General features: G+C 61.5%; 24 protein-coding genes and 1 pseudogene. 10 read left to right on the top strand and 15 right to left on the bottom strand.

All coding sequences use genetic code 11. The features are described from left to right. The first annotated feature begins 93 nt into the window (after nt 1-93). From XI04_RS00140 to XI04_RS00095, 10 genes and pseudogenes are all read left to right on the top strand, one after another. Nucleotides 94-1,533 carry a basic amino acid/polyamine antiporter gene (locus XI04_RS00140; protein WP_038949681.1) on the top strand — a complete coding sequence of 480 codons (1,440 nt, stop codon included), beginning with the start codon at nt 94-96 and terminating at the stop codon, nt 1,531-1,533. 30 nt (nt 1,534-1,563) lie between these two features. After that, nucleotides 1,564-1,806, top strand: coding sequence for a hypothetical protein (locus XI04_RS00135; protein WP_038949682.1), 243 nt, complete (start codon nt 1,564-1,566; stop codon nt 1,804-1,806). A 21-nt stretch (nt 1,807-1,827) separates the two neighbouring features. Beyond that, nucleotides 1,828-2,967 (top strand): AI-2E family transporter, encoded by a 1,140-nt coding sequence (locus tag XI04_RS00130; RefSeq protein WP_333914595.1) that lies wholly within the window; start codon nt 1,828-1,830, stop codon nt 2,965-2,967. Then, complete coding sequence (locus tag XI04_RS00125) at nt 2,964-3,554, top strand: hypothetical protein (protein ID WP_028143798.1); 591 nt, start codon at nt 2,964-2,966, stop codon at nt 3,552-3,554. Before XI04_RS00130 ends, XI04_RS00125 begins: the two co-directional genes overlap by 4 nt. After that, the gene (locus tag XI04_RS00120; protein WP_028143799.1) at nt 3,555-4,040 is read left to right on the top strand and encodes a DUF992 domain-containing protein; all 486 of its coding nucleotides are present in this window, start codon (nt 3,555-3,557) and stop codon (nt 4,038-4,040) included. A gap of 172 nt (nt 4,041-4,212) precedes the next feature. Next, complete coding sequence (locus XI04_RS00115) at nt 4,213-4,770, top strand: HdeD family acid-resistance protein (RefSeq protein ID WP_028143800.1); 558 nt, start codon at nt 4,213-4,215, stop codon at nt 4,768-4,770. Between the two features lie 332 nt (nt 4,771-5,102). Next, nucleotides 5,103-5,348, top strand: a complete 246-nt coding sequence (locus tag XI04_RS00110) for a hypothetical protein (RefSeq protein ID WP_028143801.1) — start codon at nt 5,103-5,105, stop codon at nt 5,346-5,348. A gap of 64 nt (nt 5,349-5,412) precedes the next feature. Beyond that, on the top strand, nt 5,413-6,651 hold the full coding sequence (locus XI04_RS00105; protein ID WP_212429353.1) for an efflux RND transporter periplasmic adaptor subunit: 1,239 nt from the start codon (nt 5,413-5,415) through the stop codon (nt 6,649-6,651). Further along, a pseudogene (locus XI04_RS00100) lies at nt 6,648-9,799 on the top strand (efflux RND transporter permease subunit). Before XI04_RS00105 ends, XI04_RS00100 begins: the two are co-directional and overlap by 4 nt. A gap of 244 nt (nt 9,800-10,043) precedes the next feature. Beyond that, nucleotides 10,044-10,814, top strand: a complete 771-nt coding sequence (locus XI04_RS00095) for a hypothetical protein (RefSeq protein WP_038949688.1) — start codon at nt 10,044-10,046, stop codon at nt 10,812-10,814. Between the two features lie 37 nt (nt 10,815-10,851). Here XI04_RS00095 and XI04_RS00090 read toward each other — a convergent pair whose 3' ends face one another. The 15 genes from XI04_RS00090 to XI04_RS00020 all read right to left on the bottom strand — a co-directional run. Next, on the bottom strand, nt 10,852-11,301 hold the full coding sequence (locus XI04_RS00090; RefSeq protein WP_240536539.1) for a tetratricopeptide repeat protein: 450 nt from the start codon (nt 11,299-11,301) through the stop codon (nt 10,852-10,854). 168 nt (nt 11,302-11,469) lie between these two features. Next, complete coding sequence (locus XI04_RS00085; protein ID WP_038949689.1) at nt 11,470-11,868, bottom strand: hypothetical protein; 399 nt, start codon at nt 11,866-11,868, stop codon at nt 11,470-11,472. 12 nt (nt 11,869-11,880) lie between these two features. Then, entirely contained in the window at nt 11,881-13,560 is a 1,680-nt protein-coding gene (locus tag XI04_RS00080) for a type II and III secretion system protein family protein (protein ID WP_038949690.1), read from the bottom strand. 433 nt (nt 13,561-13,993) lie between these two features. Continuing rightward, the gene (locus XI04_RS00075; protein ID WP_038949691.1) at nt 13,994-14,413 is read right to left on the bottom strand and encodes a TadE family protein; all 420 of its coding nucleotides are present in this window, start codon (nt 14,411-14,413) and stop codon (nt 13,994-13,996) included. Next, complete coding sequence (locus XI04_RS00070; RefSeq protein WP_271610371.1) at nt 14,410-15,747, bottom strand: TadG family pilus assembly protein; 1,338 nt, start codon at nt 15,745-15,747, stop codon at nt 14,410-14,412. The genes XI04_RS00075 and XI04_RS00070 overlap by 4 nt, the downstream gene beginning before the upstream one ends. 9 nt (nt 15,748-15,756) lie before the next feature. After that, nucleotides 15,757-16,188: a hypothetical protein gene (locus XI04_RS00065; protein WP_049806641.1), complete on the bottom strand. Its 432-nt coding sequence runs from the start codon at nt 16,186-16,188 to the stop codon at nt 15,757-15,759. A 51-nt stretch (nt 16,189-16,239) separates the two neighbouring features. After that, nucleotides 16,240-16,887 carry a methyltransferase family protein gene (locus XI04_RS00060; protein WP_038973519.1) on the bottom strand — a complete coding sequence of 216 codons (648 nt, stop codon included), beginning with the start codon at nt 16,885-16,887 and terminating at the stop codon, nt 16,240-16,242. A gap of 2 nt (nt 16,888-16,889) precedes the next feature. Continuing rightward, nucleotides 16,890-17,798, bottom strand: a complete 909-nt coding sequence (locus XI04_RS00055) for a type II secretion system F family protein (RefSeq protein WP_038949697.1) — start codon at nt 17,796-17,798, stop codon at nt 16,890-16,892. Further along, entirely contained in the window at nt 17,795-18,727 is a 933-nt protein-coding gene (locus XI04_RS00050) for a type II secretion system F family protein (RefSeq protein ID WP_271610369.1), read from the bottom strand. The genes XI04_RS00055 and XI04_RS00050 overlap by 4 nt, the downstream gene beginning before the upstream one ends. Beyond that, nucleotides 18,724-20,142: a CpaF family protein gene (locus XI04_RS00045; protein ID WP_091962875.1), complete on the bottom strand. Its 1,419-nt coding sequence runs from the start codon at nt 20,140-20,142 to the stop codon at nt 18,724-18,726. The genes XI04_RS00050 and XI04_RS00045 overlap by 4 nt, the downstream gene beginning before the upstream one ends. Then, entirely contained in the window at nt 20,139-21,344 is a 1,206-nt protein-coding gene (locus XI04_RS00040; protein WP_038949701.1) for an AAA family ATPase, read from the bottom strand. Before XI04_RS00040 ends, XI04_RS00045 begins: the two co-directional genes overlap by 4 nt. After that, the gene (gene cpaB, locus XI04_RS00035) at nt 21,344-22,309 is read right to left on the bottom strand and encodes a Flp pilus assembly protein CpaB (protein ID WP_152102542.1); all 966 of its coding nucleotides are present in this window, start codon (nt 22,307-22,309) and stop codon (nt 21,344-21,346) included. The genes XI04_RS00040 and cpaB overlap by 1 nt, the downstream gene beginning before the upstream one ends. 1 nt (nt 22,310) lies before the next feature. After that, on the bottom strand, nt 22,311-22,817 hold the full coding sequence (locus XI04_RS00030) for an A24 family peptidase (protein WP_177237000.1): 507 nt from the start codon (nt 22,815-22,817) through the stop codon (nt 22,311-22,313). Between the two features lie 101 nt (nt 22,818-22,918). Further along, nucleotides 22,919-23,134, bottom strand: a complete 216-nt coding sequence (locus tag XI04_RS00025; protein ID WP_038949704.1) for a hypothetical protein — start codon at nt 23,132-23,134, stop codon at nt 22,919-22,921. 530 nt (nt 23,135-23,664) lie between these two features. Further along, nucleotides 23,665-26,943 (bottom strand): beta strand repeat-containing protein (locus XI04_RS00020; RefSeq protein ID WP_271610725.1); only part of this gene is annotated, 3,279 nt, incomplete at its 5' end.

The raw sequence follows: 26,943 nt of genomic DNA, 5'->3' as shown, positions 1-26,943 counted from the left end.
GCGCATGTGGCAGACACTTCTAAGGTCGTCCGCAGGGGGCGGTCGGCAGATGCGACCATCGCCGCGTTGCGGATTGGGAGACCATTCTCCGTCATGGCGTCTTCGTCGAACGAGGCCAATCAAGAGCTTTCGCGCAACGCGTTGATCGCGCTTGTGATCGGATCGATGGTGGGATCCGGCATCTTCGCCCTGCCTGCGGCCTTCGGGCGTGCCACCGGCGCCTTCGGTGCGATCATCGCATGGATCATCGCAGGGACGGGCATGCTCATGCTGGCGCTCGTTTTCCAGTCGCTGTCGCAGCGCAAACCGGAGCTGGATGCCGGCATTTATGCCTACGCCAAGGCCGGATTCGGCGACTACATCGGATTCGCGTCGGCGGCCGGCTACTGGATCGGCTGCTGTCTTGCCGACGTCGCCTGTCTCATTCTGATCAAGGCCACACTCGGGCAGTTCTTTCCGATCTTTGGCGACGGCACGACGCCGACGGCCATTGCATCGGCGACACTGCTTTTGTGGAGTGTGCACTTTCTCGTGCTGCGGGGCATCAGGGGCGCGGCCAGGCTCAACACGATTGCAACCTTCGCAAAGATCGTTCCGATACTCCTGTTCATCGTCGTGGCCGCGTTCGTCCTCGATCGCGACCTGTTGGTGCAGAATTTCTGGGGAACTGAGCCGCCCAATCTCCAGCAGGTGCTGAGCCAGGTGCGCTCTACGATGCTGCTTACCGTATTCGTGTTCGTCGGCGTCGAGGGCGCGAGCGTCTATTCGCGCTACGCCAGGAATCGCGCCGACATCGGCATTGCGACGGTGGTGGGCTTCTTGAGCGTTCTCTGCCTGCTCGTCCTGGTGACGCTGCTGTCCTACGGCGTGTTGCCGCGGAGCGAGCTGGCGGATCTTTCGACGCCGTCGATGGCAGGCGTGATGGAATCAATGGTCGGGCGCTGGGGCAGCGTGTTCATCAGCCTGGCCCTGTTGATCTCGATCCTCGGCAACTATCTGTCCTGGTCGCTGCTCGCCGCGGAGATCCTGCATTCGGCGGCGATGCACCACACGATGCCGTCCTTTCTCGCGCGTGAGAATGCGAACAAGGTTCCTGTCGGTGCGCTCTGGCTGACCAACTGTGTGATCCAGGCGTTTCTGCTCGTCAGCTGGTTCGCCGAATATGCCTTCACGCTCGCACTGAAGATGACGAGCGCGATGACGCTGATTCCCTACGTTCTCGTCGCGGCCTACGGCCTCAAGCTCGCATCGACCGGCGAGACCTATTACGCCGGCGAGCGCGCCCGCACGACCGATTGGATCCGCGCCGCCGTTGCGACGCTCTACGCCGCCGCGATGATCTACGCCGGCGGACCAAAGTTTCTCCTGCTGTCCTCGATCCTCTACGCGCCCGGAACCTTGCTGTTCCTGATGGCCAAACGCGAGCGCAAGGAAAGCACATTCACGAGAACCGAAGCCATCCTGTTTGCGGCGGTCGCAATCGCGGCGGCCGGTGGAGTCTATGGGCTCGCCGTCGGTGCCATTTCGATCTGACCCAGCGTCTTTGATTGTAGGGAGGCGAACATGAACATGACGATCACGCGTTGCAGCTTGCTCCTTGCCGGGTTGCTGGCCGTCGCGGCGCCGCCCACCGTCACGCTCGCGCAATCGAAAGACGACAGCGCGGCGATGGCAAAGCAGATCGGGACCGCCACATCCAAAAAGGAGGCGCCCCCGAACACCAACACCAACCCGACAAAGCACCGGTACTGGCGTCATCGCGGCGGCAGACACCCGCATTATGGCAGCCGCCGCCTTCGCACCTGAGACATCCTAGTGGCCCCTTCAATGGATCAACCTGACAGCGATTCCGGCATGCGCTCCGAAGAATACCGAGAGCTCCCTCGGCATGAGAACGCTGCCGACGAGCCCGGAGAAGCCGGACGGCCAAGCCTGCTAGCCGTCGGTCTCACCCTCCTCGCCGCCGGCGTCGCTTTATTCCTGATCTGGCAAATGGTCTCCAGCCTTCTGATTGTCTTTGCCGGGGTGCTGTTCGCCGCCTTTCTGGACGCATTGGCGCGAGCTTTGGCGCCGGTCCTTCCACTCAAACGAGCCTGGCGGTTGACGCTCGTTGTCTTGCTTCTGTCCGCGCTCTCTTGTTTCGGCCTCGCCTGGGGCGCGCGCAAGTTGCCGGAACAGACACGCCTGCTTCTGAAAGTGATGGATGCGCAGGTTGATCTGCTCCAGGAACACCTGCTGTCGTATGGCGTGGACCTGCTCGGCCCGGAATGGGGCCGCGACTTTGCACAATGGCTGTTCGCCGATCAGGGCCGGTTCTTCAGCCACGCTCAGTTTCTGCTCGGCGGAGCGTCGAGCCTCTTGACCGCCGTGCTGGTGATCCTGTTCCTCGGCATTCTCTTCGCTTTCGATCCCACCGGCCACCGCGAAAGCGTGATCGCGCTGGTCAGGCATTCCCATCGCGCCCGTGCGCGCGCCGTGATGGACGAGATGGGCAACGTCATGCGGCTGTGGTTCGTCGGACAATTGATCCGCATCATGCTGATGACGTTGTGCGTGTGGCTCGCGCTCTATCTCATCGGGCTGCCCGGTCCCTTCGTGCTCGGACTTCAAGCCGGCCTGTCGAACTTCATTCCCTATCTCGGGCCGATCGTTGCCGCGATCCCGATCGCGCTCGTCGCGATGCCGCTCGGCGCATCGCTCCTGATCTGGGCGGTCGCCGTGTACACCATCATCCAGTCGATCGAAGGCTACGTGATCGGCCCACTGATCCAGCGCCAGGCGGTCGAGACCCCTCCGGCGTGGACGCTGGTTGCGATCGTCCTTCTCGGCGCTCAGTTCGGCGTCATGGGCGTCGCGGTCGCGATGCCGCTGGTTGCGATCGGTCGGGTTGCGATCGTCAGGTTTTATGTCGAGGACTATCTGGGTGGCGGACCCAAGCCACGATCGATTGCGAGTGAGCAGCCATGAGCGAGTTCGAAGCGCATTCGAATGATGCCCCGGCGCGTTCGACAACGGCCCGTTTCCTGTGGCAGCAACTTCCCTATGTCGTCGCGCTGCTGCTCGCCATCGTCGGCGTTGCCTACACCAACGTCTCGCACCAGCCGTTGACCGGCTATTGGGAGTTCCTGGCGCTCGCCATCGGCGTGGTCTGCGTTGTCACCAAGTGGCCGGAGATAGAGGGCAAGGAGGGCCAGATCCGGCTGATCTGGACGCAGGCCCTGCACTGGATCGCGGTCCTGATCACGATGAACATCATGCTGGTCTCCGGCGTGCAGCAATTGCTTCCGACCCCTGCAACGGGACTCGTCCTGCTGACGTTGCTCGCGCTCGGCACGTTCCTTGCGGGCCTGAGCCTGCTGTCGTTGCAGATCGCCTTCCTTGGCCTTGCGATGGGCGCCGCCGTTCCGGCGATATCCTGGCTGAAGCAATCCATCTTCTTCTTCCTGCTCGGGGCGGTGCTGCTGATTGGCCTCGCCATCTCGTTCTGGTGGCGCCAGGACGGCAGCCCCTCGCAGAGCGCCGCCAGAGACATCACGAGCCAACGGGAGGATTGAATGCAAGCGTTGAGATATCTTGCCGCCATCGGCGCATCCGTCGTTCTTTGCGCCGTCACCTCGCCCGCGCAAGCCGAGAGATTCAGGGTCGGCAGGCTCCTGTGCTCCTCGGAGCCACGCGTCGGACTGGTGCTTGGATCGACGCAGGCGCTGCGTTGCGTGTTCAACGCGCTGCGCCCGCCCCGGCAGTACGTCTACGAGGGACGGATACGGCGCGTCGGCGTTGATATCGGTGTGACCAGCGCCGGCGCGCTATCCTGGGCCGTCTTCGCCAGGAACTCGCGGATAGGCCCCGGCACGTTGCGCGGCAGTTATGTCGGCGCGAGCGGCAATTTTGCATTCGGTCCCGGCCTCGGCGCCAACGTCCTGGTCGGCGGCTCGCGGAGGAGCGTGATGCTGCAGCCGATCTCGGTCGAACGCTCGATCGGGCTCAATCTCGCGGCTGGCGTGACTCATCTGACATTGGGACCGCGAGGCGGTCTCTGATCCCGCCGTCTCGGTCCCGCGGTTCGGTCTGCTCTTGATGCCGGTCCGCGCAGGGAGAGGATGAGAACATTCCCGCCCCGCCGCTCAGGGTTTCGTCCGATGTCGGCGTCGGGTGTTCGACGTTAGGATCCGATGCATGCTCGATCGGGCCGTAACCGCCCAGGAGGATCGCATGACAGTGTATGACAGTCGCGGGAGTCTCGATGCCGTGGTTGCTCCGCCGCTGTGGGTTTGTGCACTCCTCGGCGTCGTCCTGATCGCCGCCGGCCTGCTCGCGCTCGGCGACCTTGCCTTCGCCACCGTCGTCAGTGTCAAGCTCATCGGGCTCATCGCGATCGCCGCCGGCGCATTCGAGATTGCCCACGCCTTCTGGACCAAGGGATGGGGCGGGTTCCTTTGGCAAGTCGTGCTCGGCGCGCTCTACCTCGCCTTCGGTGTCGTGCTGCTCACCCAGCCGGTCTCGGGCGCGCTGATCCTGACCTATTTCCTCGGCGCGGTGCTGTTCGCTTCGGGTGTCATTCGATGCGTGCTGAGCTTTGCCTATTGGCGGCAGAACGGATGGATGATGCTGATCTCGGGCGTCTTCGCGGTGATCGCCGGCGTGCTGGTCCTGTTCGGCTTCCCCACCATCAGCGCTTGGGCTCTCGGCTTCTTGTTGGGCGTCGACCTGATTGCCCATGGCCTGGCATGGCTGCTCTATGCGCTGCAATCGGTGCGAACGACCGGATAACAGAGGAGAGAACAACCATGGATGCTCCCAGTCGCCGCGTCTTCCTCAGCCTTGCGATGAACGCTATTGCCGCCGCCGCGATCGGAGCGTCCGGCGCGCACCTCATCGGTGTTGCGGACGCAATGCCGGTCGATCCCGATCTCTCTCGGGCCGGCCGGGCACCGGAGGATCGCGCCATCCCGGTGCAATGGGGACCTCCGCCGCGACCCGGCTGGGGCCCGTCTCGTCCTGGCTGGGGCCCGCGACCGCGCCGACGCCGCCGCTGGGTTTGCTGGTGGCATCGTGGGCGCCGTCATTGCGGATGGCGCTGGTAGTCCGAAGGGGATGAGGAAATGGTACGCAACAAGAACCAATGGCTCCTCGTCGCCGTGCTGGCAGTGCTTTTCCTCGGCGCGAGCTGGTTCTGCGTGTCAGTCTGGAGGGCGACGCCCTCGATGCCGCCATACGGGAACATCGTGCTGGCGGCGGCTGCGATCCTCGTTCTGGTGCTCGGCTGCGGCCTGATCGCGCTGATGTTCTATAGCCATCGCAAGGGCTACGACGAGCCGGCGCGCAGTAACCGAACCGCGCGGGACTAGCTCAGCTGGTCGAATCGCGGAGGCTTGACGCCGGCAGTTCCGAGCCTGGTGCAGGGAGCGGACGATGAACCTTGCTGACGTCCGGCTCGGACTGCTGGCGGCGAGCCTCGTGACATTGTTGGCCGGCGAACCCGCGCGGCCGCAGCCAGCTCCACCCGCACCTGCCGTCGGCGTCGTCGAAGCGGCGCAGCGGCCGATCACCGAGAGCAGTGAGTTTCTCGGCCGGATCGAGGCCATCAACCAGGTTAATATTGCCGCTCGCGTCACCGCTTTTCTGGAGCAGCGGCTGTTCACCGAGGGCGCGGAAATCAGAAAAGGCGAGCAGCTTTACCGGCTCGAACGCGGCCCGTTCGAGGCGGATGTCGCCGCCAAGCAGGCGCAGGTAGCACAGCTCGAAGCGACGCTCGAGAATGCCAAATTGACCACCGAGCGCGCCCGCACCCTGCTTGGCGGACCGGCCGGGCAGCAATCGACCTACGATGCCGCGCTCGCGAGCCAGCGCAGCCTCGAGGCTCAAGTCAAAGCTGCACAGGCGCAGGTCCAGGCCTCGCAGATCAACCTCGACTACACCATCATCAGCGCGCCGATCGACGGCAAGATCGGACGCACGGCCGTGACGGAAGGCAACATCGTCAGTCCGAATTCGGGCGTGCTGACCACGATCGTCAGCCAGGATCCAATGTATGTCACGTTCCCGGTGCCGCTGCGCCAGGGGCTCGAGTTGCGCGAACGCTACGGCCCCCAAGGCGGCCTCGAAGCGGTGACGATCCGATTGCGGCTGCCCGACGGGCGCATGTATGGGCAATCCGGCAAGCTGAATTTCGTCGACAACACCATCGCGCAGAACACCGACACGATCACGGTGCGCGGAGAGATCGCCAACCCGATCCTGCGCGCTCCCTCGGCGGCGGGCGTTACCGTCCACGAGCTCACCAACGGCGAATTCGTCACCGTCGTCCTCGAAGGAGTCCAGCCTATCGAGGTGCTGGCGATCCCGCGCTCAGCAGTGCTGTCCGACCAGCGCGGCGACTACGTTCTCGTCGTCGGCGCAAACGACAAGGCGGAGCAGCGGCGCATTCAGCTCGGGCAATCGACTCCCACGATCGCTGCCGTCATCAGCGGATTGACGGCCGGTGACAAGGTGATCGCGGAAGGTTTGCAGCGGGTTCGCGCCGGACAAACCATCTCTCCAGAGCCGGCAAGTCCACTGATCTTGTCGAGCATGAAGGATTCAACCGGCGAGGCGGCTCCGCAAGAGGGGCGCGCTCCCCTGCCCCGAACCCCCAGGGGCGGCAGCCAATGATATCGAGCGTCTTCGTCGACCGGCCGCGTCTTTCGATGGTGATCGCCTTTGTCATCACCATCGCCGGCGCACTGGCGCTCACGCAGATCCCGGTGGCGCAGTTTCCCGATATCGTGCCGCCGCAAGTCACCGTAGCCGCGAACTTTCCCGGCGCCTCCGCCGAGGTCGTGGAGAGCAGCGTCGCACAGCCGTTGGAGGCGCAGGTGGTCGGCGTCGACCGCGCGCTCTATATGAAGTCGACCAGCGGCAACGACGGCAGCTACACGCTGACGGTTTCGTTCGCGCTCGGCACCAATCCCGACATCAACACGGTCAACGTCAATAATCGCGTCCAGAGCGCATTGTCGCAATTGCCCACGGAAGTGCAACAGCAGGGCGTGACCGTCCAGAAGCGATCCTCTTCGATCCTGCAGTTCCTGGTGCTCTACAGTGCAGATGGTCGGCAGGACCCGCTCTTCATCACCAATTACGCCATCATCAACGTGCTGGACGCGATTGCGAGCACGCCGGGCGTCGGCCAGGCCAATCTGTTCGCCAAGATGAATTATTCGATGCGGATCTGGTTCGATACGCAGCGCCTCACCAGCCTCAACCTGACCCCCTCGGACGTGTCGCCGCCATTCGCGCACAGAGCGTCCAGGCTCCCGTCGGCCGCATTGGCGCGCGGCCGATCAGCGACGATCAGCAGTTCCAGTTCAACGTGCAGACGATGGGCCGCCTCGCCACCGCCGATCAATTCGCCAACATCGTGCTGCGCGCCGATCGGGACGGATCCTCGCTGCTGGTCAGGGACGTCTCCCGCGTCGAGCTGGGCGCGCAAAATCTCGACAGCGAAGCCCGGATCGACGGGCGAGCTGCCGTTCCGATTGCGATCTACCTCGCCCCCGGCGCCAACGCGGTGACCACCGCGCGCGCGGTCGCGGACACGATGCAGCGGCTGTCCGGCCGGTTTCCGGCAGGGCTCGGTTATCTCGTGCAATACGACTCCACGACCTTCGTCCGGGACACGATCACGGAGGTGCTGTGGACTTTGGGCGAGGCCTTCGTCCTGGTTGTGATCGTGGTCTATCTGTTTCTCGGAAACATGCGGGCCACCGCGATTCCGGCCGTCGCAGTCCCGGTAAGCCTCGTAGGCACCTTCGCCGTTCTGCTCGCGCTCGGCTATTCCGCCAACACCGTATCCCTGCTCGCAATGGTGCTCGCGATCGGCATCGTGGTCGACGACGCCATTGTCGTGGTCGAGAATGTCGAGCGTGTCATGGCGGAGGAGCCTGATCTGTCTTCGGCCGCGGCCAGCAAGAAAGCCATGAGCCAGATCACCGCGCCGATCGTCGCGATCACGCTGGTGCTGCTCTCGGTGTTCGTGCCGATCGCTTTCATTCCCGGCATCTCGGGCACGCTGTTCCGCCAATTCGCGGTGACGATCAGCGCCGCCATGATGATCTCGGCATTGAATGCCCTGACGCTGTCGCCGGCCCTCTGCGCGCTGTTGCTGCGTCACACAGGACGGCGTCGCGGCATCATCGGCCGCATCCTCACCGGCATCGACTGGGTGCGGGATCGTTACAGCGGCGCGGTCCGCCGGCTCGTGCGCATGGCAGCCTTGTCGCTTCTCCTGGTGGCCGCCTTTGCCGCAGCAATCTTCGGCCTGTCGCTGGTGACCCCGACGGGCTTCCTGCCCGAGGAGGACCAGGGCGCCTTCTTCACCTCGGTTCAGCTGCCGGACGGCGCATCGGTAGCTCGGACCAGCAAGATCACCCGGCAGATCGAGGACATCTTGAAACAGATGCCGGCCGTCGATCACGTCCTCGCGGTGATCGGCTTTTCGCTACTCGACGGAGCTTCCGAGCCGAACAGTGCGCTGGTGGTGGCGCGACTGAAGCCGTTCGCCGACCGCAAGACGGCAACGGATTCCGCACAGGCGCTGATCGCCAAGACCTTCGCCGCCGGCGCGCAGATCCGGCAAGCCAACGTGCTGCCGTTCAACCTGCCGCCGATCATCGGGCTCTCCACCGGCGGTGGCTTCGAATATCAATTGCAGGCCCTGGAAGGTCAGGCTCCGGCCGCGATCTCCAGCGTCACGAACGCGTTGATCGGCGCGGCCAATGCCGATCCTCGGCTCGCGCGCGTGTTCTCGACATTCACGGCGACCAATCCATCGCTCTATCTCGATATTGACCGCCGCAAGGCCCAGGCGCTGGGCGTCACGGTCAACGACATCTTCACTGCGCTCCAGGCCACGCTTGGCGGCATCTACGTCAACAACTTCAACCTGTTCGGTCGCACCTGGCAGGTCAATCTGCAGGGTGAAGCACTCGATCGCGGCGATACGTCCGATGTCTGGCGCATCCATGTGCGTAACAACTCGGGCGAGATGGTGCCGCTGCGATCCCTCGCCGGCCTCAAGATCGTGACCGGGCCGCAGGTCATCACCCGCTACAACAACTATCGTTCGGTGACCGTCAACGGCAGCCCGGCATCGGGCATCTCCTCCGGGGCCGCGATCGCCGCCATGACGCAGATCTCGGAGGATGTTCTGCCGTCGGGTTACGGTTTCGCGTGGACCGGCACCGCCTACCAGGAACAGCAGGCGGCCGGCCAGACCGGCATCGTGCTCATGCTCGCCGTCCTCTTCGCCTATCTGTTCCTGGTCGCGCTCTATGAAAGCACCGTGATCCCGATCCCCGTGCTGCTCTCGGTCGTCGTCGGCGTGCTCGGATCCTATCTCGGCATCAAGATCGCTGGCCTCAATCTCGACCTCTACGGCCAGATCGGCCTCGTCGTCCTGATCGCGCTTGCCGCCAAGAACGGCATCCTGATCGTCGAGTTCGCCAAGGAGCAACGCGAGGCCGGTGTGCCGCTCGACGAGGCCGCGATCCAGGGCGCACATATGCGCTTTCGCGCCGTCATGATGACCTCGGCGGCCTTCATCCTGGGCCTCTTGCCGCTCGTGATCGCGACCGGCGCAGCCGCCCTCAGCCGGCGCGCCGTCGGCACGGCCGTCTTCGCCGGCATGCTGGCCGCAAGCTCGATCGGAATATTCATGGTGCCGATGCTCTACGTGGTTTTCCAGCGCCTGCGTGAGCGTGCGAAGGCAGCCTTCAAGTCAAGCCGTCAGCCGAATTCGCCCGACCGCAATGCAGTCTAGGCAGGCTTCGGAGGTGTCCCTTGCATCCGGCAATCCTCGCCTCACCGGCTACCGTCCTCGTGGTCGGCATCCGCGCGGGTGAACCTTGGCATCCAGTTGGTGCCCGATCTCTTGAAGCTACCCTTAGAGCGGCTCACGCCGGGGGCCTGGAGCCTTTTCCGTTCCGATTGATCGAATCCTCGGGTACCCTGTTCTAGCCGCGTCGGCGGAACTGCGTTGATAGATGGCGGCATGGAGAGCGGAGATGGGCCGGCTCGATAAGCAGATGGATCCCTTCCACCCTGCCGCTCATCTGGCTACGGGGGATCGCGTCCCCGAGAATCTAGGGCTTGAGCAAGTCGATACGGCGTCGTCAGTTGATCCGGACCGAGAGGAAGCCACCTCGTCGCCCGCGCATTTTGGGTCGGGCCAGGCGGCGACCGGCGGAACGGGCTCTACCGATTGGATCGATCGAGGACGTCGCATCTGGCGGCGCCATCTCCAGCGCGATCGACTCCCCCGGACGACCGGAGGGTCGATGGGAAACTTTGAGCGGTGGTTGATCGCACTGCTGAGCGTCGGCCTCGTCGTGAGCTGCGTTTGCGCGATCATTGTCTTCATGCAGGTCAACGCGCGCAAACTGGAGATCGCAGCACTGCAACGTGACATCATCGCGCTCAAGCTACGCGTAGCCAGGCTCGATCAGATCGCAAGCACCAATGAGATACGTGAAAAGGCAAGCAGTGGAACACCCAAGCCGCCGTCGGAGACCCAGCCTGACCCGGCTCCGTTCATCCTGTCACGTGAAGAGATTCAGCTTATCCGAGACTATATCAAGCCTGCACCAGTTGCAGGCCCCGCGACTGAGACGATAAAAGTCGGCGATCCCGTCGCGGGAGAGACCGTTCCCTTTCCCTCTCCGATCACGGAGAAGGTGCGGAAACTGCTCGGCGCGCGATTTACCGTTCGCAATGGCCTTGTTGTCATCATCCGCAGCGGCAGCCGTCACGCTGATGCTGTGATTGGGCCAAATTGACGAGAACTGGCCGCGATCGCGGTAGCCGGTCGAGCACTTATGGCTGGTTGTTGGGTGGTCTTTCAATGAACCGCCGGCTGCCATTGAGAAGCTCGAGGTTATTGGCGATGACCGGATTACCCGGATCGAGCGAATAAGCCTTCTCGAACTTCCGTCGCGCCGCATTCAGATTGCCGCGCAGCATGTACGAATATCCCTGGTCATTCAGGATCTGAACGGTTTCGCCTCCCAGCCGGATCGCTTGGGCATAGGCCTGATCGGCCAGGTCGAAACGACGCAGCTTGTCGTAGCTCGCTGCGAGGCCAATCCAGGCCGTGACGTCCTTGGGTGATTTCTCGACGGCGTCCTTGAAATAGCGCTGCGAGAGTCCGTAACTGCCGCGATTGTAATGCTCCAGGCCCAGCCGCACAGGCTCGTCCGACGGGTAGTACTTGACGTCGGTCGGCTCCTGCACCGGGTCCCCACCCGGTGGCTCGACCGGAGCCACGATGGCAGCCTCCCTCGTGGTATAGTCACATGCCGCAAGGCCTGGCGCCAGCCAGCAACAGGTCAACAGTAGAATGGCACGTCGCATAATCTTGTCCCCCGCCCGGCCCAGCGGACGCACTGCACCGCACTCAAATGTCCCGTCCCTCAACTCAATTACCAGAAGCCGCTACCTGCCCCCTGCCCCGCCGACCGGCACCGATACTCCCGCCGATGCTCCCGCACCCAATCCAGTTACGTTGACATTCTGCGTGACCGGAGGCCGCTGGCCGATGAGTTTCGTCGGATCGCCCATGTCGGGAAGCTGATCCACCGGCTGTTGCTGGTTGCCGTAACGCGTCACGGCCGAGCCCACACGTCGAGCATCGTATGCGATCCGGCGATCACCGACGTATCGCGGCCATGGATGAATTGTATGAGTCACGGCGTTGACCTGCTTGGCATCGCCGGCGGTCATCGTGATGCTGTCGGAACGCTGAAAGTAGCGGTCCACCTCGTCATGACCGGCGACGCCGTAACATCCCCCGAGCAGTAAGGGCGCAAACAGAGCCAGATACCTGATCGTCATCTCGCGCGTCCTCTAGTTTAGAGTTTTGACGACCGTCTGATCGGCACTCGCGGCCGGGACGACGACGGGGGTCCGGACTTCAGGCGCGATGATGTGGCCATACGGTCCCTTCACCTCGCCTCCGGAATTGACGTAGTCATTGTACCGCTTGCGGACTTCCATCTGACCATTGAGGAAGAAATCGACGTCGTTGGCCGGCAGGCGGGAGTCGAGTGGCGATGCCAGTTGCTGACCGGGTGCCGCCGGCGCGACCAGGCGCGGCGTCACGATGATCACCAGATCGGTTTCCTCCTGCTGATACGATTTGCTGCTGAACAGGCTTCCAATCACCGGCACCGAGCCGATCCAGGGCAGTTGCGAGACGTCCTGGCGATTGCGGGTCTGCAACAGGCCGGCGATGGCAAAGCTCTGGCCATCGCGCAACTCAACTGTGGTTCGCGCGTCGCGGCGGGTCAGCGCAGGAACGGTCGTCCCCTGGATCGTCACCGCGTTGGCGAAATCAAGTTCGCTGACCGACGGCTCGACCCGAAGATTGATCACACCGCGCGAGAGCACGGTGGGGACGAAGGCGAGCTCAACACCGAACTTCTTGTAGTCAATTGTGATGGTGGGAAAGCCGTTCTGCGTCTGGGTCGGGATCGGCACTGGAAATTCACCGCCGGCGAGAAAGCGGGCAGCATCGCCGGACAGCGTGGTCAGATTTGGTTCCGCCAGCCGGCGTGCCAATCCTTTGGTTTCCAGCGCCGAGATCAACAGGTCCACCGAGCCCCCGCTGCTGGTCCTGATAATGCTGGTCAACAAGCTTCCGAACGGCGCCGGCGCAATGCCTCCAGCAGTACCGGCCAGCGTCCCAAGAGTTCCGAGTATCGGAAGGCTGCCAGCAGGATTGGCGCCAACAGGAGTACTGCTGGGACTAAGGTTGCTAGTGCCGCCGGTGGTGGGTACCCTCGTGAGACTATTGATGCCACCGATGGGTGCCCGCCCGACGGCCGTCGTCGAACCAAGTCCGCTATTGCCCACATTGGTGCCGTTAGCATTAGCCGCATACAGATTGACGCCCAAGTTGCGTCCAGCCTCCCGGCTCACCTCTAGAAAGCGCACCTCGAGCATCACCTGTTGCGGCGCCGCGACGCTCATCGCGTTGACGACGACGCCTCCTTTCGCGACCGTGCTGGTGGCGATCGCCATGGCCCGCTCGGCCGTAACTGCGTCGGCGGCGACCCCGCTGAGCACCACCTGGCCCTCGGAAGCCGACACGCGGATACCCTGCCCGCCGGTGCTGGTCCGGATGTTCTGCTGCAGATTGCCGGTATCGATCACGACCTCGACGTCGAGGATCCCGATCTGCTTCATCGAGCTGTCGAACAGGATGACGTTGGTGGTGCCGGTCTGCTTGCCCTGCACGTAGATGAGATGATCGCTCAGCGACTTCACGTCGACGATGTCAGACGAACCCGCCACGATCGTCGCAAAGGCCGTGTCGACCTTGAAGGTACGTGACTTGTTGACGACGAGCTTGACCCGCTGGACGTCATTCATCTCGCTGACGATGACGCCGCCGGAGGAGCCGCGCCGGTCTGCAGCCGTCGCGCGCTCCGTGACCCCAGAGGAGGCGAGCGCCGCGCCCAGACCCATCACGCCGAAGGCGAGAAGCCTCCCGACCCTGTTACCCGAAACGCGACCGCCACTCATCCGAGTCCCCCCACTGCGATCCACGAAGATCCCCGCAAATCTACGTGCTCGACGTCCTCAACATTTCCCCTCTGCGCACCACGTCGCAGAGTTTACAATCTGTCCCACTACAATTCGTTACTTCGTGTTTCCAAGATCATCCTCCTTCATGCAGGCAGCTTGCAAGACGAGATACTTACCGCAGCGCCGCAAGCAGAAAGAAAACCCTTCGATGTTGCCAGCGCGCATCATTCTCACTGGTTGTGGGGAACTATCCCGCAGCACGACCGCTCTTGGCGCGCGCTCCCGTCGCGGCTTTGCTATCGAAGGACAGTCGGTGGCACGCTTGGCGATTCGCTTGTCCCAGTAATTCCGCACCCGCGCGCTTGGCCCGCCCGCCGCGGCCCCGCAGCGCTGTCGAGCGAAACATGTCAGGCGTGCTGCCATATTTGCGCTAGAAGGGAATCTGGTTGGAGGCGCTCGGCGCGTTGAGCGTTGTGCCCCATATGGGCATCAGCATCGTAAAGTTTGCCTGGGAAGCTGTAACACTCAAGCTGTTGCTGTTGGCCCCCACGGTCAGCGTTGGCGTGAGACCTCCAAAAAACAGGAAGGGCGCCGCGGTCTGCTTGGCGGCGGTGGACAGGGGATCCCCGATGCAGCCGGCCGGCGACTGCGGCGGGCTTTGAAGCAAGGCAGGCGTATAGCAGCTGATCATGACCGCACGGGCGCCGGCACTCGCGAGCGTCCGCAAGGATTGCATCGTGATGGCATAGCGCCCAAGATCGAAGATGGCGAACATCAACGTGAAAAGCGCCACGGACACCATGATAAATTCAAACGGCGCCATACCGCGATTGTCGAGCTTTCTCATCATTGCACCAAAGCGACAACCTGGGTGTATACGATGGTGGCCGGCGCACAGCCTTCCGTGCTGAGGTAGCCGCCACCGCTCATGTCGATCGTTTTGGCGATCACTTGCGAACAGGTCGTATTCGCACTTGAAGTCGTACCGGCCCAGCTAACGTCGACATTGGGAAAGTAGATAGCCCCGCCCAGGCTAACCTGGCCGCCACCGTTTATGGTGACCTTGTTGCTGGTCTTGCTCGGGGCCTGATCATCAATCAGGACGCCATTTAGATCAGAGGAGAAGGTGTTAGTGGCAGGTGCGGAGAGATCAGCCGTACCCCCGTTGATGGTGAGCTGCGAGTCTCCGAGCAAGACGAGGGTTACGCCTGCGCCTTTCAGTTGTCCGCCGGTCATCTTTATATTTGCTTTGTAGAAGACATATGTTCCCGGGTCCAAAACGTACTTGTCGCCGTTCTGCACCGTGAAACTGCCGTAAGCTCCAGTCCCCGCGCTATTCGGCGCGCAATGCTTCCACCCGTCCGCCTGAAGGGTGCATGGCATATTTGTATTGCCCGTCCTGCTGTTGAACGATGCGGTGTCCAGTTTGCTGAGCGGATTGCTAGCGTACGTCATAAAATAATTGTGCGGCACGCTAACATTACTGCAGCTGCCTGAGGGGGTGCAGCCACTTACACCATAAACGGCCCATCCCGAGCCGGTGAACGTTGGAGTGCTGGCAAGTTGAACACTGGTATCCGACATCAAGGCGCAGCCAGTTCCGTTGTTGCTGAGGTTACCAGCAAGCTTGAGTGCGCCTAAATCAGGTCCAAGCGCCAGGACGCAGGCCTTGGTCGGCTGCTGGACCACTGCAATGGCTTGGGCGGGGATGTTGATGTTGGTCAAACCCAGCACTGCCGCCAAGTACGCCGGTTGTTGCTGGCTGACCCTGGCGCGAACGGCATTGCCGGTGCCTGCAGGTGGCGTTGTGAACGTGCCGGCATTGTAGTTGCCGATATCGATCTGCACGGCCCGCGAGATTCTGGTCGGTAGGCTCGTCGGACAGCTTCTGCCCGGATAGCCGGTAGCGTCGTTGGGACTTGAGTTGCAAAACCCGTTCTGTGCCGCGAATTCCTTGCCGCGATAATCCACGGACTGCGTGTCGCAGGCCGCACCGGCCATCGTACATGAAAGCCGCAATGCGCCCGAATAGGCCGCCGAGTCGGCGGCGTTCTGCGCATGCTGGCGGGTGACGTACCACGATCCGGCCTCCGCCCCGAGTGCAACTACTCCGATGAGCGGCACGAGAGCGATGACTGTTGCGAATGCGACGGAGCCTCGTTGGGAACGGAGTAGACTACGCATTTAAGCCCCCTACTGGAAGCGTTCTGAGTAAGGCAGCGTGTAGGTACAGGTGGTGGGACACAGCACCCCTCTCCAGACAATTGGAGCCAAGGTGATGGTTGTCGAGAATGTAATGTACTTGGGAGAAGCTAGATTGCCTGGCGAACAGGTGGCCCCTGCGTCTCCGCACAAAACCTGAAGGTTGCTGATCGCATGACCAGCGACTGTCGTCTGTAGCCCTGTCTTCCAGCTCACCGTGCCGTCAGGGGCGAGCGGATTGGCGTACTGCACATACTGCCCGAAGGAGCGCAATGCGCTCCACGCTGAGATAAACTGGAATCCCGCAGCAGCCAGGTCGGCGAGCGGCATGAGCAGGAACGCCACCAAAACTGGGTAGACGATCAATGTCTCAAACGCGACGGCGCCGCCTTGATCCCCGATGAACGACTTCTTGCGGCTCATGAGTTGACCTCGACCAATACTCACCCTTCCGGTCGTCGACCGGAACAGCACTCACCAAACGTAAGGGATCACTCTCCAGCGCGATGCTTCGTAAGCGGAATATTCAGGGCAGTTGCGCCGAAGCAGGTCCTCTTCGTAATGAATCCGGCAAACCTGGATGCCGATATGCAAGACGAGCAACACCGCTGTCAGCGGCGTCGGGCTTCTCAGCACCACGCCCAGCACCGCGATTTCTTCCGCGAGGTAGAGCGGGTGCTTGATCCACCGATACGGCCCCGTTTGCACCACGTTGCGCGCCTGTGGCACCAGACTGAAGGACCTGCCAAGATGTCGGATGGTGACCAGCATCATGATCATGCCGATCAACACGCACGCAGTGGAGGCCAGGTTTGGCAACGCCTTGTCGGTTTCGCCGAAGAAAGCGATCGTCCACGGCATATAGGTGCCGACGAACGCCGCTATCCTTGGGAGACGGCCCTTCGCTTGCGCCTTCGCCGGGGGCCGCGTGACGATCAACAGCGCCAGGAGCACGTAGAAGACAGCGAGGCAAACACTTGACAGGAGCGACGGCCAAGGATCATGAGCCGATGATCCGATCTTGATGGCCACGCCAAGCGCCAGCAACATGAACCACATGCCGCCGAACAGTTGCATTGTTCGATCGTAAGAGGACGTTTTCGACAGGGCAATCGTGCTCATGGCTACTTACCGAAGCTGGCGAACGAACGCACGAGATGCAGAATGGGACTTCCTCCCAAAATGACGAACATGGCTGGAAGCAGGAACAACACCATCGGAATGGTCAGCTTGGCGCCCAACTTGTGTGCTCTTTCTTCAAGCTTGGTAATTCGTTCGCGCCGGAGGTCGACAGCGATACTCCGCAGCGCCTGGCCCACCGGAGTTCCGTATTGCAGGCTTTGGCCGACCATGATTCCGAATCGGCGAAGCCCATCCGATGTAGCTCCCAGTTTCTCGAATGCGTCGCTGCGGCTTGGCAGGATCCGGAGATCATCAAGAAGTCCGGTCATGACCCTGGCTATGGCGGGATTGGTCTCTTGCATTTCTTGCGCTACGCGTGCCAGCCCGCTTTCCAGTCCCATTCCCGATTCGCTGCACACAACCAGCAAATCGATCATGTCCGGCGTGCCCAGTCGAATGGCGGCATCAAACCGCCGCTTCAGCACCGCCAGTATCAATCGCGGCGCTAAAATCCCGATCGCCACGCCAATAAGTGTGAAGACCAGTACATCAAGCAGCGGCTTCCCGAGAAGCTGAGCGGCACCCCCGGCGATGATCGGGCATAGCGCCATGCTGACGGCTTTGACACCGATCCAGGTCGGCAAGGCTCGATGATGATTGAAACCCGACGATTGAAGGATGGTTCGTAGCTGATCCAGATTTTCCTCGGCATAGAAGCGACGGTAGCGCATGCCGAGTGACGAAAACCAACCGGTCACGTCCTGGAAGGGCGCAGACCGGCCAGCAACGCCCATCACGGCGTTTGATACCCGGGCGTCCAATGTACGAATGTGTATTTCGCGGATGATCAACATGCAGGACGCAGTCGCAGCCACGACTGCAAGGGCCACCAGACTGAGACCAGAAGTCATAGTTCTGTTTCCCTTCTGACCATCCAGCTTATCACCAGGGCTCCGACAAGCACCGAAAGGACTGCGTAAGCCAGCAGCTTGTTTCCAACCGGATCGGTGAACAACAGATCGACCGTTTGCGGATTGGCTGCGTACAGGACCCCACCTGCGATCAAGGGCGAGACTGTCAGCGCCCGTGAGGAAAAGATCACCTCTCCTGCCAGCGCCTTGGCGCGGGCAGCCAGCGCAACACGTTGCCTGACAGTGTCTCCCAGGTTCTGCAAGGTCTCGGCCAGGCTGCCACCGGACTTCAACTGCACGGCAAGTGTCACCGCAAAGATCGCATACTCTGCCACCTGCGTTCGCCGATAGACAGCTTGAACCGCTTCCTCTGCAGGTCTTCCCAGATTCACTTCGCTGCATACGATGGCAAACTGCCCGGCCGTTGGCTGCGGCATATCCCGCGCGAGGGCACGAAATGCCTCGTGCACAGGCAGACCCGATCGCACTGTACTTGTCACCAGCTGGATCGCATCAGGCAGCTGTCGAAAAAGCTGAAGAGCGAAGCGACGTTGCTGCCATCCGAACAGGCCTCGTATCACAATGAGGGCCGCGATTGCCGCGACAATGGACGCGTAGACAATGGAATATCCCAGCTGGCTGTTCGCATAAAGGATCGCCGCTGCTCCGAATGCACCGGCAAGCAGCACGTAGGCGGGACGCAACGTGTAAGGTATATCGGGATTGTAGTTGGACAGCCGATTGAGAAACTGATCCTGAGACCCGGCCTCCAAGCGGCGAATGGATGGCAGGTTAGCCGGATGCGACGTTGGCAAAGCAACCGCCAACCGACGATTGATGCGTCTTTCCCGAGCGTCGAGCCACAACGAAACGGCTGCTGCGCACATCGCGAGCGCCAGAACAGTGACGATCACGGACTCCAGCGTCATATTTGCCTCATGGCCTCGGCCCAAGCACCATCCAGCCCGAAATAGACAAGCCGGCTCTTGAACTTCGGGGTTGCAAGGTTGGACTTGTAGCTGCCCGATATCCGCCCGTTCACATCCTCCTCCTGATACTCGAAGGCTGCGATGTCATTGGTGGTGATCACCTCCCCTTCAAGGCCGATCACCTCGCTGATCTGAACGATGCGGCGCTGTCCGTCCCGCATGCGTTCGACCTGCACAATGAGATCCAGCGCAGCGACGATCTGACTTCGAATGGCGCGCGACGGTAGATTGACCTGTCCCATCTGCACCATGTTTTCGATGCGAGTCAGGGCATCCCGGGTACTATTCGCGTGTACCGTGGAGATCGAACCATCATGGCCGGTGTTCATCGCCTGCAGCATGTCGAATGCTTCGGAACTGCGCACCTCGCCGACGACGATCCGGTCGGGACGCATGCGCAGGGCATTCACCAGCAGATCGCGTTGTGTCACCTGCCCTGTGCCTTCGAGGCTGGGAGGCCGGGTCTCCAGGCTGATCACGTGGGGCTGCTGAAGCTGCAGCTCCGCCGCGTCCTCGATCGTGACAATACGTTCGGTGTGATCGATGAACTGACTCATCGCGTTCAGGAGCGTCGTCTTGCCGGATCCGGTGCCGCCGGAGACCAGAACATTGAGCCGCGAGCGGGCGGCGATCTCCAGCAATTGTCCGATGGCCGGGGTCATCGAGCCGTTTTCGATCAATCCGGCGATGTCCAAACGACGGCTTGGAAATTTGCGGATGGAAATGCACGGACTATGGATCGCCAGCGGCGGGAGGATGATGTTGACCCGGCTGCCATCCAGCAGGCGACAATCCACCATCGGACTGGATTCGTCGACGCGCCGACCGACCTGCGCGGCAATCTTCTGAGCGACGGAGGCGATGTGATCATTGTCGCGGAAACGCACCGCCACTCGTTCCAGCCTGCCGCTTCGCTCCACGTAGATATTGCTTGGGCCGTTCACCATGATATCGCTGATCGACTGGTCCAGCAGCAGCGGACGGAGCGGCCCGTAGCCCGTCATGTCGTCGGCAATTTCGTCCGCGAGCTGCAGCTGCTCGCGGCCCGACAGCTCGAGCCGTTCCTGGTTGGCAATATGATGGATGATCTCTTCAATCTGCCGCCGGAGAACCTCCCGCGAGACGGTTGCGGCCACCGCGGGTTCGATCTGCTCAATCACCCGTTCACGCAGCGAAGGTGGAATGATGGGTTGGTGGATCGCAGGTTCGTCGCGCCTTGGCGCAGGTGACGGCACGTTCGGTGCGGCTGCAGTCGCGCCGGCCGACGGCAACGGCAAGCCTATCGCAGATGCAGGGACGCCTGCCGCCAATACGTGAGCTGGTGCGTCGTCTTCGCGCCTACCAAACTTCTTCATCGCAGATGTGCTGTGAGCACCCTCCTCCACCAGCTACCCCGCTCGGCAGCGACACCGCTGATCTCCCGTACGATCGGCGCCAGGTGACGCCGCAATTTCCTGACGTGCTTCAGAGCTGGAATTCCAAGATTGAGCGCCTCAGTCATGCCCTTGCCGAGATCGGGAACGACGATGTCGGGCTCTGCACCCAACGCCTTGACAACCGCCGCCCTCGGAAGGCCCCCGGGACGACCGGCCCGGTTGAGCAAGGTAAAGACCCGGTCCTTGCCCGCGATGTTGATCACTGCGGTGCGTAGCGCATGGGCATTGCGAAGTCCGGTCACCTCGGATTCGAGCAGCACCATCACATGACGGGAAAGCGCAATCACGGGATAGATCGACGGCGGAAACGGGACGGGTACATCGACGACGATGTAGTTGAACCGTTGACGCAGCAGACCAAGCACGTGTCGTACGCCAGCCTCCGTAATTTCAAGCTGCGCATCGAGGTCCTCGTCGGCCGAGACCAGGCAAACCCTTTCGTTGACTTCGATTGCCGCGCGCTCGAGGAAGAGTGTGTCCGCCCGCATCGGATTTTCCAGAGCGATACGCAGCCCTGGCCCGGGACGAACACCCAACATCACGGCGGCCTCGCCGCCCTGCAGATGAAGATCAAGCAGCGCCACCTTGGCCTTGGTCGTCTCGGCAAGTTGCAGCGCCAGATTGATCGCAATGCTCGTGGCGCCGGCGCCGCCCTGCGCCCCGCAGATCGAGACCACGTGCCCGCCACGATCGATCTGGTTGGCTGCGACGTCGCCGAGAAGCTTGGGGCGCAGCTTGTCCAGCACCAGATCGCGCGTGAGCGGCCGCGGCAGATACTCGGTCAAGCCGAGCTCCAGGAGCTCACGGTAGAACGTGATCTCCCTGTTGTCGCCGATCACGGCTACGCGGACATCGGGTGGACAGACGCCGGCCAGCCTTTCCAGCTCAGTAAAGGGATCATCGACGCCACTGATGTCTACCACCAGCGCGAACAGGTCCGTGTCGGTTTCGAGCATCCGTATGGCGTTGCGGATCGTGCCGCGTCTGATCGAGAGATTGGCGCCTTCGAGCCCCTTGCGCAACGCCGCAGCGCTGAGCTCATCGTTTACGAAACCGACGATGCGGTTGCGCGTAACGATCGACGTCGTTTCTTCAGGCGGAGTGGCTATGGCGATGCTCATCAACGTTTCTCCGACAACCTGTTATCGTAACCCGCCGCCGTCGCAGTCGGGCGCACGGCTTCCGATGCACCGTCGCAGCTGACGAGAGCGTCTTCCTCTTGCTTCCTGACCGTGTATTGCTTGACCTCACCGCCTGAATGAACGAACACTGCCGTTCTCTGTGCGGAAATTGCATACTGGCGGGCAAGTTCAGGCGACACGTCACAGCTCGACATCGCGCCGGTGTCTGCCTTGTCCCACTGATCGACTGCTGCGCGCACGGCGAACGAGAGCGTCCCGAGCTGCTTTGCGACGGTGACTTTCTTGACCTGCACCTGCGTAAGCTCCAGTGACACGGTCTGCGTTTGCTTACCTGCCATCCCGCTGATGGGTCGCGCGCCCTGCACGATCTCCTGATCAATCGCGATGACTCGAACGTTACGCAGAACGGTTTCGCTGAGGGCGCGGCGCGCGGTATCGACTTTCTCGAAGACCTGGGTCAACACGACGTCCACGTGATCGCCTGGCCTGATGAGACCCGAGACACCGGCCTCCTCGTCAACCTTAATGCTGATGGCACGGCTGTCTGGCGCCAGGACACTGGCGAGGAAACCCCGGTCCCGCGGACGCAGGATATCCTGCAACGTAACGGGACTGCCCGCTTCGACGAAGTTGCGGATGAGTGAACCGGCAAGTCCGGCCTTGGACTCGGGGGTTTCAAGGATAGCCCCTTGGGGAACGCGCTCCGGCGGCACCGAGCGGACGGCGAAATCCTCTTCGCGGGCCAACGTCCCCCTCGGCAATGGCCGTGCCGCGACGAAGTATCCGGCGGTCGTCGGCGCCGCCGGCGCGAGGGGCGCCTCTGTCACCTGTACCGGGACCGGAGGCTGCGCCTTCGGCAGGTTCATGCTGTAGGCGATCAGTCCGAACGCTGTGGTTGCAAGCAAAAGCACCACGATGATCGACAGACGCAGCGCGGATGACATTTCACGATCCTTTGCTCAAAATGGTCCAGATACCGCCGCAGGCGATAGCGGCTCCGTAAGGCAGTGGGGCGTGTCGCAAATGGCGCCAACGCTCGATCGCGTAGATCCGGCGCGCGAGCGACGATCCGGCGGGTGCCAGTCTGGGATATGGCAGGTGACGCATCATCAGATGCACCAAGGCAAGAACGCCGCCGGCCAGCACGGTGACGGTGAGCAACTGCATCACGCCGCTCGGCGGGAGACCAACCGCCAGGGCAACCAGCAGCTTGACATCGCCGCCACCAATTCCTCCGCGCGCGTACAGGACAAAAAGTAGCAGAAAGAGGATCGCGGCTGCGATCAGCGACACAGCGACTTGAATCGGGCTGGGCAATTGACCGGCGATCCCGAGGAGCGCCAGCGCAAGACAAAATTCGTTTCGGATCAAGCGCGTCGCGACGTCCATCGTTGCGACATAGAGCAACAACAGGATTTCCAGGATCGAGGCTGTGGGAGCAATCCAACTCATGAAATGCACGTTTCAAAAAAGGTGGAAGGCAAACTGGTGGGAGCACTTCTGCAGGAGGGGGGCAGCTTGGATTGCCCCCCTCTGGCGCCAAAATGGCGGTATCAACCAGCGATCGCGGTCGTGAAAGCGGTGGTGATTGCGGTGATCCCGGTCGTCAGCGCCGCCCCGATCTGCCCGCCGGCTCCGCCACCGAACACGGCACCCACTGCGCCGACGATGCAAACCGCGACGATGATGTACTCGAATGACACCACGCCATCCTGGTCCGTTCGCAGACGCTTCAACGCTTCCTTGGTCTCGATGAAATGATGCAACATAGGAAGAATCCCTTCTTTCAAGATGAATTTGCAGACGCCTCGGCAACTTCCAGCGGCCGCGGATTTATGTCCGGCCCCGCCAGCGATAAACTATCCATTAAATGTTTATTATCGTCAACATTTAATATATAATGTATTTTGAATTAACCCTACCGGAACGAGCTCGTGAAAATCAAAGATGGAGATCACAATCAGAGAAAACGTCGTGATAAAAAGACGTTAGCTGACCGCCATAATCGAATCCCAGACTGAGCTACGGCTGGGTCGACGGGAAATCACCGGAATTATACGGATAAATCAGGCGACATAATTTTATTTATCGGAGATACAGGAATTATGTGATGGCATTGAACTGTGGTGCCGCGTCGACCGATTAATCCACGCACATATAATCGAGTGGATGCTGCGACCAGGCCGGCGCGCCTGGAGCAGATTTCGCGAAGTGCGGAGGCGCGACGGTGGTACATCTGTCCATGCGAACCAAGTACCGACTTCGCAGTCAGCGCCTTTGGCCACCTCCTCGCAGCGCGTCAGACGAGATACTCGTGGTAGCTGATAAGCGTTCCCATGTTCTTGTCTGCCTCAGTCTGGAAGCTCGCGGGATCGTACTGGCCGAACAGGCTGATATTGGCGGTATGAACTCCGTCAGTCACCGAAAGGATTCCTCCAGTGCCGGCCTGATTTGCGACATAACTAGCGGTCGTGCCGTCCCCGAATGCGACGTCGAGGAGATCCAGGTGGTCATCTCCGTCAAACCCGGACACGACTCCGCTGAAGTCGAAGGAGTCACGGAGCACGATTGTCCCGGTCGCTGCGGCATCGAGCGCGACATGCGCAGATGAAGCCGCTCCGAACTCGACCGTAGCCACGCCATCCATCAGCGCGGTGCCGCTGCCGCTTACACTGCCATTGAGAGTGATGTTGGCTCCATGCGCCCACAGCAGCCCTGAATTATCCACGTTGCTGTCGATGACCAGTCCGCCGCTGCCGCTGGCCGCAATCGTTCCGGAATTGACGACGGTGTTGCTACCGGTGTCGATCTCGAGCGCGTTGGTGCCCGTCGCGTCGATTGTACCTTGGTTGACAAGGAGCAATGTCCCCCCGCCAAGCTGTCCGGCTCCCGAAATGGTGTTGTCGATGTTGGTCAGCGTGACGTCGGAAACAGTTCCACTGACCGTGTTCTCGCTGTTGTCGGACAACAGCACCTGACCGCCACCTTCGAGCAAAATTCCGTGCCCGACGAGTTGGAGGTCGGTCTCGGCGCCCGTCGAGTTCAACGAGATCGTGCCCGTATTGTGGATGTTACCGGATAACGGCAGCAATGCGCCGTTGCCGATTGTCATTGTGCCTGAATTGTCGACCATGGGCTTGAAGTCGAATACGAAGTCGTCCGCTGCGAGCGAGCCGGCATCGACGCCATCCAGAGTGATCGTTTGACCGTCGGCCAGCGCAATGACGGCGTTGCCGTCGTTGTTGGCAGACAGATGCGCCTGGACGTCCGCGAAGGTCTTGAAGCCGGCGTAGCCAATCAGGTCGATCTGATCATGCGCAATCTCGAAATTATAGATGACGTCGTGGCCGATCGGCTGGGAGAATACGAGCAGATCGCTGCCACTTGACGCTGTGAGATAGTCGTCGCCGGAAATGGCGATGATGGCGGAGCCCGCTGCAAAAGCTTCAACATTGTCGGCGAATGTCTCGATTACAGCCGAGCCATCCGGCTGCATCCAGGTCACGGTCACGTCGAGATGCAATGCTCCGGCGAAATCGACTGGCGATGTCACCATTAGCGAGCTGACGTCAGTCGTCTCGATCGTCCAGTTGCCATCGGGGAGCAGCATCCCACCATTTAGTGTCCAGCCGGCGGGCATGCTGGCAACAGTGACCGTGGCGATTTGCCCCTGATTGGCGGACGAGTCCGTCAGACCGAGATTGATGGGCTGCCCCGACACGCCCGCAGGAGCAAGCGCCGTTCCAAACGCAAAGTCCGCCGCGCTGAAAGTACCGGTTATGCTCGCCAGAGTGGTCAGGTTGTCCAGATCGGCGACGAGTGTTGCGCCGCCTGCGATGCTTGCATTGGGATCGTAGTAAACCTGCGCGTGGCCGACTGTCGAATTGTGGAATACGAACAGGGCTCCTGTGGTGATATTGGAGTAACTATTGATCGTTGATTGAACTGTCGCTGTCGTCACGGATGCGTCTGTTTTGATGCCGACCTCCGTGTTGGCGAGATTTAACGCAGCGTTGTTGCCCGTTCTGACGTTTTCAACGGTCGTATCCACATCACCAATGACGAACCGCCCGGCGGTTACCGTGAATTCCAGCTTATCCCCTGAGGTGTTGAAGTCGGTGATGTGGTCACCCGCATCGGTGACAGCGAGATAGGCGAACGTATCGTTCCCGCCACCACCAGTCAGCGTATCTGCGCCACCACCACCCACGATCCTGTCCGCGCCAGTGCCTGCGCCGCCGTTGATCGTGTCGTTACTTGAACCGCCCTTGAGGATATCATCACCGCCGTTTCCTGAGCTGCCCATGATGACAAACGATCCAGACGTGACTGCGCTAGCGTCCACGACCAGGTCGCCGTTACCCGTGATGCCGGATCCGTCAATTGTGAGCGTTCCTCCATTTTGGAATGTCGAAAGGAATGTCAGGGTGTCAGTGTGATTTCCGCTGTTGCCGTCACTTAAACTAATCGTTTCGAAATTTGTCAGGCCAATGCTTCCAGCACCATCGCCGAAGGTGAATGGCCCCAGACCACCGCCACTGACAGCGAGAGTGTCCGTACCGCTTCCGCCAGTCAGCATGTCACCGTTGTTTAGCGTTAGGGGAGATTGGCTGCCGGTCACAGTATTGGAGCCCGATACATAGATGACTGTATCGGTGCCGGTCGTGAGAGCGAAGGGACTGGGGCTCGTGACCGAAATGGTCACCGTATCGACATCGGTCAATGCCCCACCCGCTCCAGTGTGGCCATTGTCGCTTGTCGTCATGGTCAGAGTGCTAGTTCCGGCAAAATTTGATGTTGGAACGTAGTTGACCGTCGAGGCCAGGGTAGAATTGATGGCGCTGACTGTTCCGGTCAGCGTCACCGTCGACGTTCCGCTGCCGGTGATCCCTGCGGTACCTCCTGAAACGCTCAAGGTGCCGTTGGTTACCGACAACGTGACCGTTTCGCTGGCGCCGTCCGCGTCGGCATCGGAGATGCCAAGTCCCGTGATCGCCTTTGTCGCGTTGACGTTCGTCGTCTGTGCTCCCGGAACCGTATTCACGGGCGCGTCGTTGACCGGGATGACCGCGACTGTCGAGCTCACGATATTGCTGGCGTGGCTGGCCGTCTGGCCGTCGTCAACTTGGTAGCTGATGGTGCGGGTCGCGCCCGACGGATTGTCACCCGAGTTCGAATACGTCACGGAGCGCAGGGCCGCCTGGTAGTTCGCCACGCTCGACGAACCCGTCAGGGTCAGCACCCCAGTGCTGGCGTTATAGCTGCCGGTGATGCCGTTCTGATTGGAAAAACCGAGCACATCCTGGCCGGAGGCGAAGTTTCCTGTGATCGCGACCGTCGCGCCGGTCAGATTCGTGCTGTCAACGTCCGACAGGATCAGCGCCGTGTCGATCGCGGTCGCGGCCTGACCCTCGGCATAGGACAGTGAACCGCCATTGGCGTTCAGCACCGGCGCATCATTGCTGCCGGTGACGGTCACCGTCACGACGCCGCTCGCGGTGCCGTCCTGGCTGGTCACCGTAAACTGGTCCTGCACCTGCTGGCCCGCAGTGAGCTCGTCATGCGCGCCGCTGCCGGC

This window comes from Bradyrhizobium sp. CCBAU 11430 (genome assembly GCF_028128855.1).
Lineage (GTDB): Bacteria > Pseudomonadota > Alphaproteobacteria > Rhizobiales > Xanthobacteraceae > Bradyrhizobium > Bradyrhizobium ottawaense.
The sequence above is the reverse complement of the archived record's forward strand: the minus strand, read 5'-3'. Positions and strand labels throughout refer to the sequence as shown.